Source organism: Paraneptunicella aestuarii (genome assembly GCF_019900845.1).
Lineage (GTDB): Bacteria > Pseudomonadota > Gammaproteobacteria > Enterobacterales > Alteromonadaceae > Paraneptunicella > Paraneptunicella aestuarii.
In genome coordinates this window covers 2,402,368-2,417,470 of the sequence record NZ_CP074570.1, presented here as the reverse complement: position 1 = coordinate 2,417,470, position 15,103 = coordinate 2,402,368, and the positions used below count along the sequence as shown (strand labels likewise).

Below are 15,103 nucleotides of genomic sequence, written 5' to 3'. Positions count from 1 at the left end.
CAGAATCTTCTTATTTATGTTCTTCATTTTAGTACCTTTAATCAATTTAACTGATAATAAAAAACAGAGGTTAATATATTACACCTACAGTTAATGTGATTTAAGGCTGAATTAGTAGAAGAATAGCATCTATGTAATTCTTAATTTCGATTTCATTGAGAGCTGTAAAATATTTGAATATCAGGTTTATGAAGAACAAATAAAACAGCAAAAATACGAAGGAATTTCAAAATCGTTCTCTACGTGAGTTACGCACATTTTACAGAGATAAGGATTTCGAGCTGAGGGATTCCCACTCTCAAAGAAAACAATATGCAACAGCTTCATAATAAGTCTTTAGATGAACCACAACAAATAGATAATGAATGAGTGGGTGGCTTCATAGCTTACTAACTGATATATAATAACTTATTTAATTTAACATAATATACATTATAGGTAATTAGATATTGGAGTGTGCCAAAGTGCGTTTCTGGCCTGAATCAGACATCTGGCCTATTTCTGTTTTTAAAACGTGTTTAGTTAGGTTTCTTGCACTTGCGTTCGGTGCCGCAGCGCTGATTTGTTGGAACGAATGAATTGTTTTTTAATGTGGTTCTTGAAATGGTTGAATTGAATTTACTTGGTGCCGGACTCTGTGCCGATGTTGAATTGATGTCGAGATAATCTTTATCGGTTCACACTGTGAACTGGTTTGCAGTTTTTGAAATTATTATCGGCGTTATTGAAAAGTTTCTCCTGATTTCCAACATTTCCAAAGCATTAATGTCATGTAAACATCTCTACGGTTATCTCCTTCATAACTGTCAGCAAATTCTCTATCAAATTTGCAATATCTATTAAATGTATCAAATAGACAGCTTCCAATAATATTAGGCCAAAAAATCTCCCTCATATCTGTATGAGTTCCTTTAGGGCTAAATTCGGTATCCCTATACATTAATGAGAATTCGTTCAACTGCTTTAAATCAAAACCAATGCCACTTCCATCAGTTCCTTTACCGTTGTAAGTAATAAATTCGTCAGCATCTTCAAGCCGTTTAAGGGCTCTAATTATCTTTGTTCCTTTATATGGTGTATAGCGCCCCTTAAATACTCCTTGTATTCCTACGATCGCAGTTCCCACATCGGTTACTAAAACCTTATTTGCCATGATGTCACTTCTATTGGTTTGAAATTAATAATGTTTAGTATACGTAACGCTGCGCTACATGAATCTTATTACAGGAGCTCACTTACTTTCAGATAGCGCACGATTTTTTAATGAATTGTACTTTTGTTAATCAGTTTGGGTAGAACATCACTCTTTTAAAGTGTAACATCCTAACCCTTGCAAAGTTGTATACGCATAGGCAAGCACTAATAACCGTAACAAATAGCAAAGGAATCTCAAAATATGGCAACCTGCCTATTCTTTAATATTCAAGTTATACCAGTAAATTCAAAAAAAAATGGATTGATTGGGGTTGATGGGTATAAAAAAATATCCGAGAAATTAGCTGAAGTTACCACTCTGAAAAAAACTGATAAAAAGCTGCACGATTATGGCGTTAGATTGAAGCGAAGCGAATTTTATATGGTTCCAATTAATCTAAAACCAGAACCGAACTATGTAAGAGGAAAGCTAAGAAGATACGACAAAGTTGACAGGTTGAACGAGTTTTACACTAATGAACAATTGTATGAGGTTCCCCAAGATAAATCTGCAACTACCAAGAGAAGTGAGTTTGATTTTGTGTTTTCTTATGAAAATCATATTCTTTGTATAGAAAATAGAGGTGGCAAACTTCCTCAACCAACGACCGTAGAAGAAGTGCTAATTCATTTTTTTGAAGATATAAAATCAAAGTTTACTGATTTCAAGGATTATCAAGTAACATGCAAAGTATTAAAAGAAGGAGCTGCAATCGAAAGATTAGAAGAAGCTGAAAGGTTCGGAAAAATAGAGATAGACATATCATATACGAATGATTGGCGGGACATTGAAGCCTTAGAGGCTTTTATAGATAAAGAATCTCGAGATAGTGGAATAGCAAAAACAAAGTTAATACAAACTCCTGCGAAGAACGGTGAAATCAATCAATTGCCCAATGTAACAAAGGCATATCTAGAAATTGCAAGTAAAAATGGAGATGCAAAGATTAGGTATTTTGATAAGTTTTTGAAAAAATGGGCAAACTTTTCATTCAAGAAGTTCCCTGTAAAAATCCCAGTTCCAAAAAAGAAAGATGAAGAAAAAGCATTTCATATCAAGATGTTTCAAAAAATTAGAGAAGCTATGGATAGAACTAGGATTCGATAGTGATAGCTAGGTATATTTTTAGGGCGCCTTTTATCGGTAGCTTTTTCAGGCTCGCCAATGCTTATGCCTGCAAAGGTGATCCTACATATACTAAAAATTTTGCCCCTTTAAGCATGTGGTGTGAAAGGGTTTTCCCTTCATTTTACTGGTCTATTATTTTAGGTAGTTTGATAACTATTTATGCACATCATTACGGTAATCATGATTTTGATGCTGGAGAATATATTATTGGGGCAATACCAAGCCTTTTAGGGTTTGGTATTGGTGTATTTGCGTTGATATTTGTACTACCATCCACATTTTTAAACTTATTAGACAATAGCGTAACAAAAACTTCTGTAAGGGAATTGCCGGCTAATATTGGTTACCCTCTTATGGGGATGGGGATTAGTTTGCTTATCTCCTTTATGTTGCAAGTTTTTGATAATGCGAATATTAAAATCATTTTTCTTGAATCCACATTAACAGTTTACTCTTTTAAAATGGTCATAGATTTAATTGAATATATAACTGTTTTAGGGAGAGTAAGTATAAAAACTGTCGCTGATGAATATAGATTAAACAATAAGCCAGCAAGAAGCAGTTTCAAAAAAAAGATTAAAGTAAACATATTTACACATCCAAATATTCAAGTTTAAGGCTAATATTTCAGTACATAGATTAGAGGCTGAAAGCCTAATACCCAACCCCTAACCCATACCAGAATCTATGTACTAATCGAAGGGCTCTACGCTGGAGAGTTTTGCTTTATGAAAGGTAAAACATGAAGGGCGAGCAGCCATCTGGAAAAACTATCGGCTCTATTTTGAATGCAGGGGTAGTGTTCAAAATTCTGTGTCATTTCTTTAAACTTCCTCAAAAAGGAAATGGCACATGTCCAAAAAATTCGAAATTGATGTTGAAGCCTTTGCTAAAGGACTTCAATCTGGTCAAGGTCTGCATGGTCAGGATGGTCTGTTATGGCAGATTTAAAATGCGTTTATCGCGCTTTGACCAAAAACGCAGCAGAGCAAGCATTGGATGAGCTGGAAGCCAAATGGGGCAAGCAATATCCTTTGGTCATTAAATCCTGGCGTAGTAAGTGGGAGCAACTATCTACCTACTTCAAATATCCCGAAGATGTCAGAAAAGCCATTTACACCACCAATGCTGTAGAAGCCGTACACCGTCAGTTTCGCAAACTGACCAAGACCAAAGGCGGTTTCCCGAATGAAAACAGTTTGCTCAAACTTCTCTACGCGGGTATGTTGAAGGCCACCGAAAAGTGGACTCACCCAGTCCAGAATTGGAATCTCACACTGTCACAGTTGAGCATCCATTTTGAAGGGCGGGTCGAACAATATGTCGAACTTTAACTTTTAGCTGACACAGAAGTTTGAACACCCTCAATGCAGGCCATGCACGGGTTCTGATCACTTTTGATAGTGCTAATTCGCCCGCCGTGGTGCCCGAGTGCCATTGGTTCTCAATGCACACCCTATCCTTTTGTAACTGTTGCGACGAGTTAACGAAATAACCAAAGTCGAAGACCATCCACGCCCCTAGCCCAATCAATAAATATCGTATAACTTACGGTGCCGGGCTCATTTTGCATTGTGCATCAGAAGTAGTAAATTCCTGTTAAAGATAAAACAACTGGCTGTTTCATCTTTGTGTGTATATTTCAGGGTGCCGGAATTGACGGAGCAATCATTCCTATCATTTGGTTCTGCAACTGCGTACGTTGAATAAGAAACCATAGCAAGAACGCATAGCATTATGCGAATGAGTGATTTAATACCTCTAATTGATGCATTGGCTTACTTTTTCGCTATCGTTAAAGGCCCTATATTGAAATTCTATTTTCCCTTGTCCTGTTTGTTCCCAATATACGGATTCATCAAAATGGTTTTTGAACTCGTATATGCGAACATCATCTACGGTAATCATAAGATTATTTCCTTTCTTCCATTCAAGAATAAGCTTATCTGATGTTGAAGTAACCATAACTCTGGTCTTGAATTCTTCATCATCTGCTTTTGTAATGTAGATGTTGATATACTGACTTCCTGCCGCCCCGCCCCCTTGTACTGCTATAGATTGCGCGTTATACATTTCATCAGGGGAATGACATTCAAATATAAAATGCTCGTCAAGTGAGTAAGTACAACTCGTTAATAGAAAAGGGAGAATTCCCCCAATGAAAAAAACGCTGCGCATTACATTTACCGCGCCAAGAAGATAAAAAATATTTATCGGGAAGTGTAGAGGCTATAGTGATCATGTTCAATGGTGAAAGCTTAACTTGAAAACGAAGCGTTAAGCGTATAACAGAGCATCGGTTATAATGCCCGTCATTATGCAGAAAAAACAAAACGAAACTGAGACTCATGAAAAAGTTCTTTAACCAACCGAGTTCTATGTAACAGGCATGCTATTTATTATTTTTTCTATTATTAGCCTCACGTGTGTAGGTATTATGAATCACTACCGCCCCCTGTTCGGTGGAGTCGCCCTGGCCATTCAACCCTTTGTTACTTATTATTTCTTTAGCATTTTTCATTTTCACTTCATTTATAAAGGCGGGGGTGTTGTATTTTACCCCATAGGATATTTTACATTATGCATACCGTTAGCTAGCTTATCCGTTATTGCTTATTACCTCTTGGGGCGCAAAAAAGAAAAGCACAGTTCATAGATATCCGGTAAACACAAGCCTTACCACTTTGCGGGGCAATTTAATTTGATACATGCAGTTTATCCGGCTTCAATAGCCAGGCTCTATCAGGTAGTCTCAATAGTCTCTTCGGGTTCTTTATAAAGCCTCAAAAAATCGTAACTAGAGACAATGCCGCAGACTAATCCATTATGCTCAACAATGATGTGATGAACACCGAGCTTACCCATTATATTGGCAACGTATTGGATTGAATCTGATTTTTTGACGGCAACAAAGTCTTTATTCATCACGCTTAAAACCAGAGGCACATCATCATGTGACACATAGCCATTCAATATATCCCTTGATGTCAAAAGCCCTACAATATCAGCTTCGTCACCGATAACCGGCAATGCAGATACATCCAATTTCAGCATTTTTCTGGCTGCGCTTCTAATATCATCATTAGCCCTGATAAAGTGCATTTGCGAATGATAGCCGCCCATAATTTTACCAATAGAAAGATGATGCATTGCTTGTGACTCCTTCCGGGTAATGCTTAGTAAAGTGCATACAAATTTACCTTTAAGTAAGTTTAGCAACACATCACTAAAGCGCGAGTCTCAGCAGAAAATTTTAGGGCTGATGGTTATACCGGGATGGGTTAACCAGAATAATGAAAATACGCAATGAAGAGTTAGGAAAGCGCCCATCATATTAAATTAACGGGCGCAAAAAAGTGAAGAATGAATTCGTTGTTCGCTATCGGTTTGAATTATCCATTAACTGACCAACGATATCCGAGACATAATCCGCACCTTTGAGGATTTCATCGATAATCCCCGACGCTTCTGAAATTAATTCCGCGTTTCGGTTAGCCTGTTCTGTCACTTCTACCATGCTGGTTCTGGACTGAGCCACTAGTTGATTGTTTCTATCAACCATTTGGTTGATCTCTTCTGTCGAAGTGGTTGTTCTGCTGGCTAACGTTCTAACTTCATCGGCAACAACGGCGAAACCTCTACCGTGCTCCCCTGCTCTTGCGGCTTCTATAGCTGCGTTAAGCGCTAGCAAGTTGGTTTGGTCTGCAATCGCCTTAATGGTGGTTACTATCTTGGATATCTCTGCTGACTGAGCATTAAGTTCTTCAACCAGCCCCGATGATTTACCAATATCAATGGCTATCTTTTCAGAGTTTTTCAGGTTCTCTTTTAAGATTTGAGCGCCTCTTTCAGATACTTGCGCCGTTTCAACAGAAGTGCTGTGAGCCACTTCCGCCGCTTTTTGAATAGCTAACTGTCTTTCTACCCGGTCAGTAACATCGGTGGCAATTTTAACAATCTTTATTGTTTCACCACGTTGGTCGTAAACCGGGTTATAAGTTGCCTCTATCCAGACTGTATTGCCTTTCTTATCAACGCGACGGAACAAACCATCTTTGACCTGACCAGACCTAAGTTCTTTCCAGAAATCAGGATTTTCTTGATAAAAGTCGTCGTCGCAAAATAGTTTATGATGCTTACCGACAATTTCATTCAGGTTTTGGTATCCAAGCGTTTGCAAGAAATTTTCGTTGGCATCCACAACAATACCTTCCGGGGTAAATTCAATGACTGCATTTGAACGGTGAATGGCTTTAATTAATGCTTGGCTACTAACAGCTTTTTCATGGGCAATGGTAACGTCGTTTGCAATCTTCATGACTTTGGTCACTTGACCATTAGACACAATAGGGATGTAAGTCGCTTCTACCCAAATATCATTTCCGTCTTTTCTCTTACGCCAAAATTGACCTGATTTACTTTTGCCTTTCGCTAAATCAGACCAAAAGCTTCTATATTCTGACGAGTTTGCCACTTCTGTCGGACAAAACATCTTGTGATGATTGCCAATGATCTCTTCTGGGGAATACCCCATGAATGCTAAAAATCTTGGGCTGGCACTCAAAACTTCGCCTTGTGGAGAGAAATAAATAACAGTGCAATATTCGGAAATACTGTCTATTTCTGCTTTGAGTTGCTTGATTAAATCATCACGATTATCCAATTTATCGTTCTGTTTACGGTTAAACAGCATAGCTACCCCATTTGTGCTGACTTAAGTTATTTTTATAGTTTTAAACGAGTTTCGAGTTATTTGATTATAAGCCCTTTAGTTCAACATTTACCGAAAGTATGGTCAAGAGCAGTTTAAAGAACCAATAACTCAATATTTATAAAAGGAAATCTAATACAAAACCTATTTTATGCTCTTACCCTGTGGCTAAACAGCTCCAGATAGAGGGATGATGCATTTACCTAAATGCTCAGTTTTATGCATAGATAAATGCTATATCGGAAAATATACGTAAATATGTAGAGAAAAGGGAATGCGCGTCCGCATGAAATGTATTTCTGGCTAAGTAGTCAAAATCTAAGTAGCCCAAATGAAGCTTTCATGCAAACGCCGAGTTATTTCAAGCCAGTTAATCAGAAAAAGCGGTCACATTACTCACTGCTTTATCAATACTCATTGTTTTGTACTTCCAGTATTCCAGTTTACTGGCTCGCGATTGCCCCACCTGACCAAAGTAGTCTTCCCATGCCGAGTCTTTGGTCATTAAGTCTGTCAGCATTTTATTGAGCTCACTAACGGTCCAGACATGTTTGAATCCTGTACCACCAATATCCGGAGCTGGATCACTTCCATTCACATATTGTTGAACCGTATACGCATTCTCCCATGCCATAAAAACGGTATATACCTGACCGTAATCGGGTGTTGAATGTCTGTACCAGGGAATAACAACAAAATGATGTGTGGGTTTTCCAATCTGAAAATGCCAGACTGAGGTTTCAGAATTTGCGCCACTAAACCCGATGGCCTTATTGATAGCACTCGATAAATCTTTGTCGGTAGGCTCAATAACAACTCCACCTTTGTCATCCTGAACAGAACCATACACTGCCAGTCCAATATTTACTGGTACTCCTGGGCAGTTATCAATACTCATTAATTTATCGTTCTTTAGTATCTCATCAATTAAATGTTCACCTGTACTCATTACTCAACCCCTTCTTGGTCATCGCTAAATAAACAGATTGCTCTGTAATCACCAATGTAATGGGCAATGAACGTTTAATTCTGCTTGTATATTACTTGCTATACAGGCTTTCTAATTATTCTTAAATGTGAAAACAATAATTTGATTAACGGAAAATTTAAGACAAGATTTTCTGACAGCTGGTAGTTAAAGTAGACATCTAAATGAGTTCATGAAATTACTCAGCAGAACATAAATACGTCTTTCATGACGACAAAATAATATGCGATACATCTATATTAGACTAATTTACTAGATGCGTGTCATATCGATACGCCCCCTCTTTTTGGTAGTCCGGAAAATTCAAATTAATCCATTAATTTTCATAAAGTTATGAAATTTCAACGTCATAAAACAGCTTCTTCCAATGATACGTTTAGTTTGTTTTTTGGTCGCTCGTGAAGATTTTAGCGCTTGATGAGTTCGATTTTATCGGGCGCTCTTCGCCCAGCTTTGCTATACATTTGTTATCCCGTCATCGGGACGTTGTAGAAAGTAAAACGGAATATATTGGAAAAAGGAAATCACTATTTCAGAAAAATGTTTTAGTGATATCCCGTTGTAAAATGAGTTGAAATAAAGGTGATGCCATGAAAAAGAAAGTTATCGACATCGTTGTTTTATCAGTTGCTTCTGTTGCGTTATTGTCAAGTCACTATTGGCATATTCTATCTGCATAACTAATCAACTCTGATATACATAAAAAGAAGCCTCTATATCCCTGCTGTCTATATTGAAAAGTACGGTTAGGGGCTTTTAAACACTCTGTTCATTCCACTATCTTTTTACTATTCCACCTTCAAGTTTCAGACTATTTCTTGATAAAAAAGCCACTGAAAATTAATTTTTAAGTCATTTTTAATATCTCATGCATCCTTTGACACTAAAGGGTTTAAAGGATTTCCTATCCATTAGAAGAACTTTTATTTTGTTAAAAAAATATTAATTACACTTGCAAGGTAATAAATATTCCCCCTATACTGAAATTGCTTTATAAAAAAAATCATAAGCAAAAATAACAACAAGTTGATAGGAAAAAAATATGTATAAATCTACGATTGCTACAGCCATCGCAATGGCTATGGTAGGGGCTGTTAATGCCACCCCTGCACCCACAAACTCAGCAAACGCTGATATCCTTAACGTTCAAAACAGATGTATTGTTCGCTTGAATGATGGCGTATCCAAGTTCGACGTTGACGGTCGTGCTCGTGGAATGGTTGCAGCAGCTCAAGCTCGCGGTAACGCTCAAGCGGCATTGCAATACGTTTACAAGAACTCAATCAAAGGTTTCACCATCAATATGTCTTGTGCTGCTGCTCAAGAAGCGTTTGGTGACAATGTTGATGTTCTGAGCATGGAATCTGACGGTATTGTTACCATGATGCCTGGTCCTCCAGGTGGCGGTGGCGGTAGCGGTTCAGGCCAAACTGTTCCTTGGAGCGTTACTCGTGTAGGTGGTCCAGTTGATGGTTCTGGCAACACTGCATGGGTTATCGATACAGGTATCGACCTGGATCACGCTGATTTGAACGTTGATGCAAGCCGTGGTTTCTCTGCCTTCACTACTGGTAAAAATGCTGGTTTTGATGATGGAAACGGTCACGGTACTCACGTAGCGGGTACCATTGCAGCATTAGATAACGGCATTGACGTTGTTGGTGTTGCGGCTGGCGCTACCGTAGTTCCAGTTAAAGTATTGGATTCTCGTGGTTCAGGTACCTATTCTGGTGTTATCGCCGGTATTGATTATGTAGGTGCTAATGCAAATGCTGGTGATTGTGCCAACATGAGCCTGGGGGGGGGTTACAGTGCTGCTCTTAATGATGCAGTAATTGCGGCTTCTCAACAGTCTGGTGCTTACTTTGTACTAGCAGCGGGTAATGACGGCGATCACGCTAACAACCACTCTCCTGCCAGCGCAAATGGTAGCCGTGTATTCACCATCTCTGCTTCTGACAGCAATGATGTTCTGGCGTCATGGTCTAACTATGGTAACCCACCAGTAGATTATGCTGCACCAGGTGTAAGCATCCTTTCTACTAAAAATGGTGGTGGTACAACGACTATGTCTGGTACTTCAATGGCTTCTCCAGCAGCTTGTGCCGTTATCATGATGCGTAACGGCAACCCTGGTACAGACGGCAAAGTATCTGGCGACCCAGATGGCAACGCGGATTCAATCATCCACTTGTAATTCGTTTTTCGATAGTGTGTAAACGTGAAGGCCAGAGTTGAAAGACTCTGGCTTTTTTCTGTGTGAAGCCCGCATAAGGCATAAAAAAAGAGCCTTTCATCACGAAGATTGAAAGGCCCTTAGCTTGGAAATTGATTTGTTGAAATAGTTAGAACGGATTCTTCAGCAATTTATTTCAACGTTTCAACATGTCTATTTCAGATCAAAGCGATCCAGTCTCATGACTTTTACCCACGCATCAACAAAGTCTTTATAGAACTTGTCTTGCGCATCAGAAGAAGCATAAACCTCTGTTATTGCACGTAATTCAGAGTTAGAGCCAAAGATCAGATCTACAGGCGTTGCTGTCCACTTCACTTCACCAGAAACGCGGTCTTTACCTTCATAAACACCAGGATTAGATGACTTTTTCCACTCAGTAGACATGTCTAACAAGTTAACGAAGAAATCATTACTTAGTGTTCCTGGCTTATCTGTGAACACACCGTGTTTTGCACCACCGATGTTGGCATCCAGACTACGTAAACCACCCAGCAGAACAGTCATTTCAGGAACAGTCAAACCTAACATGTTGGCTTTATCCACCATCATTTCAGTTGGCCCCATGTAACTGTTTTCACTGTAATAGTTACGGAATGCATCTGCGGTAGGTTCAAGATAAGAGAAAGACAATACTTCTGTTTGCTCTTGAGAGGCATCAGCTCGACCAGGAGCAAAAGGAACCGACACTTTATGACCTGCTTCTTTCGCTGCACTTTCAATTGCCGCAGCACCACCCAGCACAATCACATCAGCCAGAGAAACCTTTCTGGAACCGGATTTATTATTGAATGCCGTTTGGATTGACTCCAATTTATCCAGCACTTTTTTCAATTCAGCAGGGTTATTAACCGCCCAGTTGATTTGCGGCTCCAAGCGTATACGAGCACCATTTGCACCACCACGCATGTCTGTCACACGATGGCTGGAAGCTGAAGCCCATGCCGTTCTTACCAACTCAGGAATGGTTAAACCCGAATCCAGAATTTGTTTTTTCAACTTGCTGATGTCTTTACTGTTTACCTGCTTATAATCAACCGCTGGGATAGGATCTTGCCAGGTTAGCACTTCCTGAGGTACTTCCGAGCCCACATAGCGTGCGCGAGGCCCCATGTCACGGTGAGTTAACTTAAACCATGCTTTTGCAAAGGCCATTTCATATTGAGAAGGATCACTACGGAAACGCTCAACAATAGCGCGGAATTTAGGGTCTTCCTTCAATGCAATATCGGTTGTCAACATAGTTGGCGGGTTACGTTTTCCTTCAATATGCGCATCAGCCACCAATTGGTGAGCTGCTTTGTCTTCCGGAACCCACTGTGTTGCACCTGCTGGGCTCTTGGTTTTAACCCAGTTAAAGGTCATCAAATTATCAAGGAAGTTGGTTGACCATTGCGTTGGGGTAACCGTCCACGCGCCTTCCAGACCACTGGTAATAGTGTCTGCACCTTTACCAGAACCACATTTATTTTTCCAGCCCAAGCCTTGATCTTCAATGGCTCCGGCCGCAGGTTCTTTACCTACGCAACCTTCCGGGCTTTTCGCACCGTGGGTTTTACCGAAGGTATGACCGCCAGCAATCAAAGCAACAATTTCTTCGTCATTCATTGCCATGCGACCAAATGACATACGGATATCTTCTGCCGCTAATAAAGGATCAGGAACCCCATTTGGGCCTTCCGGGTTAACATAAATCAACCCCATTTGAACTGCTGCCAAAGGCCCTTTCAATTTACCCTTGTTATCACGGCGTTTATCATCAAGAAACTTGCTTTCTGGCCCCCAGTAAACCAAATCAGGCTCCCAATCGTCAGAACGACCACCGGCAAATCCGAAGGTTTTAAAGCCCATAGACTCAAGTGCGACGTTACCCGCTAGCACCATCAAATCAGCCCAAGACAGTTTGCGACCATATTTCTGTTTTACAGGCCACAATAAGCGACGCGCTTTGTCGAGGTTTGCGTTATCTGGCCAGCTGTTTAGAGGATCAAAACGTTGTTGACCACCTGCCGCGCCGCCACGACCATCATGCACACGGTAAACACCGGCGCTGTGCCATGCCATACGGATCATAAACGGGCCATAATGCCCCCAGTCCGCCGGCCACCAATCTTGTGACGTAGTTAATGTTTGCTCGATATCTTTTTTCACTTCTTTCAGATCAAGCGTCGCGAATTCTTTCGCATAATCAAAATCAGCACCATAAGGATTGGACTCAGGCGAATGCTGTCTTAGTGGTGAAAGATTCAGTTGCTCTGGCCACCAAAAGTGATTGCTTCGTGCTTCGCCCATTGCCTGTACACTGCTTACAGACATTAGAGAGGACACTGCCACCGTAATAGCTGCTACTACGGGTATTGACTTCTTTAACATGATTGTTGTTCCTTATTACTTGTTTTAGAACATTCACAACCTGAGCTGATCAGGTTTAATAAACTCTTGTAGTTATAGTCAGGTTTGGAGAATTTACTAAACCCAATAAATTGATTGTCATAATCGAAAATAGCTATCATGACTTTTGATTAATTCGAAAAAACGATGTAGAAGAAGAGTAGATGAGGACGGAAATGGAAGGTTAAAAGGCAATAAATGGCGCTCAAATATTGCCTTTTTATTTTTGATATTTACTTGTGACGTCGTCAATAAAAACAAGGGCTATAGAGCTATCTCGCGATTTTCCTCAATAATGCTTTCTAACGTTAAATTGTCCACGTAATGTTCTTTTACCCACTGCTCATTGTATACAGTCGATGTATAGCGATCACCACGATCCGGAAATAACATCAACATCTTTGGATGACAGCTTTGAGTGTTCTTGGAACCTTTATTGTCGGGGTAATTGGGTTTGATATAGGAACTGACAAACTCTTTTGAACGAATAAACTGCTTCATGGCAACATAAACGGCTCCCGATGAACCACCAACAAACAGACTGTGGTGATGCATTAATTCCATGCAGCCATCAATGATATCCTTTTCTTTTACATGAATAATCTGGTCAATATGTGCCCTTTTCACCTGTTCCGGGCGAATGCTGGATCCCATCCCCGGGATATAACGTTTCTTGGGCTCATCGCTGAATATCACAGAGCCCTCCACATCAACGGCAATCACCTTAATTTGCGGAAACTGCTCTTTAAGGATTTGTGAGGTTCCGGCAATCGTGCCGCCTGAGCTCGCCGCAATGAAAATATAGTCCAACCCTTGATCGGCAAAGGTTTTATAGATTTCCATTCCAGTGCCATAGTAGTGTGCCATGGCATTACGCGGATTGGCATATTGGTTGATCCAGACAAAATCCGGATTATGCTCTTTCAACTCCTGGATTTTCTGTAATCGGGTTTTCAGATAACCACCAGTATCATCACGCTCTGATACTTTCACGATCTCAGCACCATATTGGCGCAATAAAAACTCATTATGACTAAGGATATTAGGGTCGATAACACAAATAAATCGAATGCCTTCCGACTTACAAATTGCCGCCAATGCAATGCCAAAGTTGCCAGATGAAGACTCAATAATGGTGCTGTTTTTATTGATTTCTCCGCTTAACAGCAGGTGACGAATAATGTAAGCCGCAGGGCGATCCTTAATGCTTCCGGTTGGATTGTAATACTCCAGCTTGGCGTAAATATCCGCACTACAATCGCCGTTAGAAAAATCGTTTTCATCAAAGGGCTTGAGATTAACAATGGGCGTGTTACCGACCAAATCTAACAGGTTTGCATTGATCATAACGACACCTCTGAATCTTTTTCTGAATCTGTTTTCCAGGGAGTGGGAAAGAAGTTATGGATAACGGTTCCCTGCTCTTTTTCTATGGCTTGTTGTAGCAACCATTGCCCAACTGCGATATCCAAAATGCCTAAACCAAAAGGGCTGAAAATCAATGGTTTGGTTTTGTCTCGTTGATATTGGACATTTCCAGCTAAAACATCTGGCAAGCTGGTCGTCATAAAATCACGGTTGCCCGTTTCCATTTCTGTCAGATGCGGTGACGTATTGGCTCGGCAGACATGGTCGATATCGTCTGCAATATTTTGTCCGGACAACATCACTTGCGTTCCCAAATCACGCAGGGACACATGCAGAACCGTTGTTTCTGGCGAAAACAGCGTTTCATCCAATAACCAGGGCGTACCCGCCGTTGTAGCGAAGACCACAATATCCGCCTGACAGGCTTGAGCGATATCTTGGGTAAATTGCACACGAAGGTCGATGTGCGCTTCATCTAACCGTTGCGCCAAATGTTTCGCTCGGCTCTCATCCAAATCCAGCAAGGTAACGTCAGTTAACGACGGTATGCAGTGCTTAAGGTAGTTCAAGCACTCAAAGCCAATGTAGCCACAACCAATCAAACTGCAATGGGTTGCATTTGTTTTATCATGTAAAAGCTGCGCCGCTAAGGCCGCACTTGCCGCAGTGCGACAAGCATTAATCGACGACGCTTCCAGCAAGGCGATAGGCCGCCCGGTTTCCATATCATTTAAGGTTAATGTAGCAGAAGCACGATCAATGCCTTTTTCCAGATTTCCCGGAAACGAAGACACCCATTTCAAACCGGCAACATTGAATTCGTTGCCAAGATAAGCCGGCAGCCCAATGATCCGGTTCGCGGGTTGTTCCTCAAAACGCAGAAAAACTGAATGGGGCAGTGAAAATGCACCTTTACCGTAGGTGGTATAAGCGTTTTTCACTATCTGTACAACATTGGCTTCGTTACCAGCCAAGAGCTTTCGAATACAATCACCATCCAGTATTCGAAATTCATTTTTGCTTGTTGTGCTTATGCTCATATGAATAATTATCCCGTGTGTATTTGCTTTTTTAGTGCCTAATCAA

The 15,103-nt window shown here is 40.4% G+C and carries 11 protein-coding genes and 1 pseudogene; 4 read left to right on the top strand and 8 right to left on the bottom strand.

The features are described from left to right. Nucleotides 1-721 precede the first annotated feature (721 nt). Nucleotides 722-1,153, bottom strand: coding sequence for a hypothetical protein (locus tag KIH87_RS09855; protein ID WP_232361363.1), 432 nt, complete (start codon nucleotides 1,151-1,153; stop codon nucleotides 722-724). Nucleotides 1,154-1,396: 243 nt separating this feature from the next. Here KIH87_RS09855 and KIH87_RS09850 point away from each other — a divergent pair, with 243 nt between their 5' ends. The 3 genes and pseudogenes from KIH87_RS09850 to KIH87_RS09840 form a co-directional block, all read left to right on the top strand. Beyond that, nucleotides 1,397-2,302 (top strand): DUF4747 family protein, encoded by a 906-nt coding sequence (locus tag KIH87_RS09850; protein WP_232361362.1) that lies wholly within the window; start codon nucleotides 1,397-1,399, stop codon nucleotides 2,300-2,302. Further along, nucleotides 2,302-2,940 carry a hypothetical protein gene (locus tag KIH87_RS09845; protein ID WP_232361361.1) on the top strand — a complete coding sequence of 213 codons (639 nt, stop codon included), beginning with the start codon at nucleotides 2,302-2,304 and terminating at the stop codon, nucleotides 2,938-2,940. Before KIH87_RS09850 ends, KIH87_RS09845 begins: the two co-directional genes overlap by 1 nt. Nucleotides 2,941-3,261: 321 nt before the next feature. Beyond that, nucleotides 3,262-3,657 (top strand): annotated as a pseudogene (locus KIH87_RS09840) (transposase); the annotation flags it as partial. Nucleotides 3,658-4,084: 427 nt separating this feature from the next. On the opposite strand, the gene KIH87_RS09835 reads toward KIH87_RS09840, so the two are convergent. From KIH87_RS09835 to KIH87_RS09815, 4 genes are all read right to left on the bottom strand, one after another. Continuing rightward, entirely contained in the window at nucleotides 4,085-4,501 is a 417-nt protein-coding gene (locus KIH87_RS09835; RefSeq protein WP_232361360.1) for a hypothetical protein, read from the bottom strand. A 564-nt stretch (nucleotides 4,502-5,065) separates the two neighbouring features. Beyond that, nucleotides 5,066-5,473, bottom strand: a complete 408-nt coding sequence (locus KIH87_RS09830) for a CBS domain-containing protein (RefSeq protein ID WP_232361359.1) — start codon at nucleotides 5,471-5,473, stop codon at nucleotides 5,066-5,068. 229 nt (nucleotides 5,474-5,702) lie between these two features. Beyond that, on the bottom strand, nucleotides 5,703-7,016 hold the full coding sequence (locus tag KIH87_RS19395) for a methyl-accepting chemotaxis protein (protein WP_269751490.1): 1,314 nt from the start codon (nucleotides 7,014-7,016) through the stop codon (nucleotides 5,703-5,705). A 388-nt stretch (nucleotides 7,017-7,404) separates the two neighbouring features. Further along, nucleotides 7,405-7,983, bottom strand: coding sequence for a hypothetical protein (locus tag KIH87_RS09815; protein ID WP_232361358.1), 579 nt, complete (start codon nucleotides 7,981-7,983; stop codon nucleotides 7,405-7,407). A 1,081-nt stretch (nucleotides 7,984-9,064) separates the two neighbouring features. Here KIH87_RS09815 and KIH87_RS09810 point away from each other — a divergent pair. Beyond that, nucleotides 9,065-10,219 (top strand): S8 family serine peptidase, encoded by a 1,155-nt coding sequence (locus KIH87_RS09810; RefSeq protein WP_232361357.1) that lies wholly within the window; start codon nucleotides 9,065-9,067, stop codon nucleotides 10,217-10,219. A 192-nt stretch (nucleotides 10,220-10,411) separates the two neighbouring features. On the opposite strand, the gene katG is transcribed toward KIH87_RS09810, so the two are convergent. The 3 genes from katG to sbnB form a co-directional block, all read right to left on the bottom strand. Then, nucleotides 10,412-12,631 (bottom strand): catalase/peroxidase HPI, encoded by a 2,220-nt coding sequence (gene katG, locus KIH87_RS09805; RefSeq protein ID WP_232361356.1) that lies wholly within the window; start codon nucleotides 12,629-12,631, stop codon nucleotides 10,412-10,414. Between the two features lie 282 nt (nucleotides 12,632-12,913). Beyond that, nucleotides 12,914-13,996, bottom strand: a complete 1,083-nt coding sequence (gene sbnA, locus KIH87_RS09800) for a 2,3-diaminopropionate biosynthesis protein SbnA (protein ID WP_232361355.1) — start codon at nucleotides 13,994-13,996, stop codon at nucleotides 12,914-12,916. Further along, entirely contained in the window at nucleotides 13,993-15,057 is a 1,065-nt protein-coding gene (sbnB, locus tag KIH87_RS09795; protein WP_232361354.1) for a 2,3-diaminopropionate biosynthesis protein SbnB, read from the bottom strand. Before sbnB ends, sbnA begins: the two co-directional genes overlap by 4 nt. Between the last annotated feature and the right edge of the window lie 46 nt (nucleotides 15,058-15,103).

What these genes read in the sequence shown, in the direction of transcription:
- KIH87_RS09855 (WP_232361363.1), bottom strand. Translation starts at nt 1,153, where the DNA reads ATGGCAAATAAGGTTTTAGTAACCGATGTGGGAACTGCGATCGTAGGA.
- KIH87_RS09850 (WP_232361362.1), top strand. Translation starts at nt 1,397, where the DNA reads ATGGCAACCTGCCTATTCTTTAATATTCAAGTTATACCAGTAAATTCA.
- KIH87_RS09835 (WP_232361360.1), bottom strand. Translation starts at nt 4,501, where the DNA reads ATGCGCAGCGTTTTTTTCATTGGGGGAATTCTCCCTTTTCTATTAACG.
- KIH87_RS09830 (WP_232361359.1), bottom strand. Translation starts at nt 5,473, where the DNA reads ATGCATCATCTTTCTATTGGTAAAATTATGGGCGGCTATCATTCGCAA.
- KIH87_RS19395 (WP_269751490.1), bottom strand. Translation starts at nt 7,016, where the DNA reads ATGCTGTTTAACCGTAAACAGAACGATAAATTGGATAATCGTGATGAT.
- KIH87_RS09815 (WP_232361358.1), bottom strand. Translation starts at nt 7,983, where the DNA reads ATGAGTACAGGTGAACATTTAATTGATGAGATACTAAAGAACGATAAA.
- KIH87_RS09810 (WP_232361357.1), top strand. Translation starts at nt 9,065, where the DNA reads ATGTATAAATCTACGATTGCTACAGCCATCGCAATGGCTATGGTAGGG.
- katG (WP_232361356.1), bottom strand. Translation starts at nt 12,631, where the DNA reads ATGTTAAAGAAGTCAATACCCGTAGTAGCAGCTATTACGGTGGCAGTG.
- sbnA (WP_232361355.1), bottom strand. Translation starts at nt 13,996, where the DNA reads ATGATCAATGCAAACCTGTTAGATTTGGTCGGTAACACGCCCATTGTT.
- sbnB (WP_232361354.1), bottom strand. Translation starts at nt 15,057, where the DNA reads ATGAGCATAAGCACAACAAGCAAAAATGAATTTCGAATACTGGATGGT.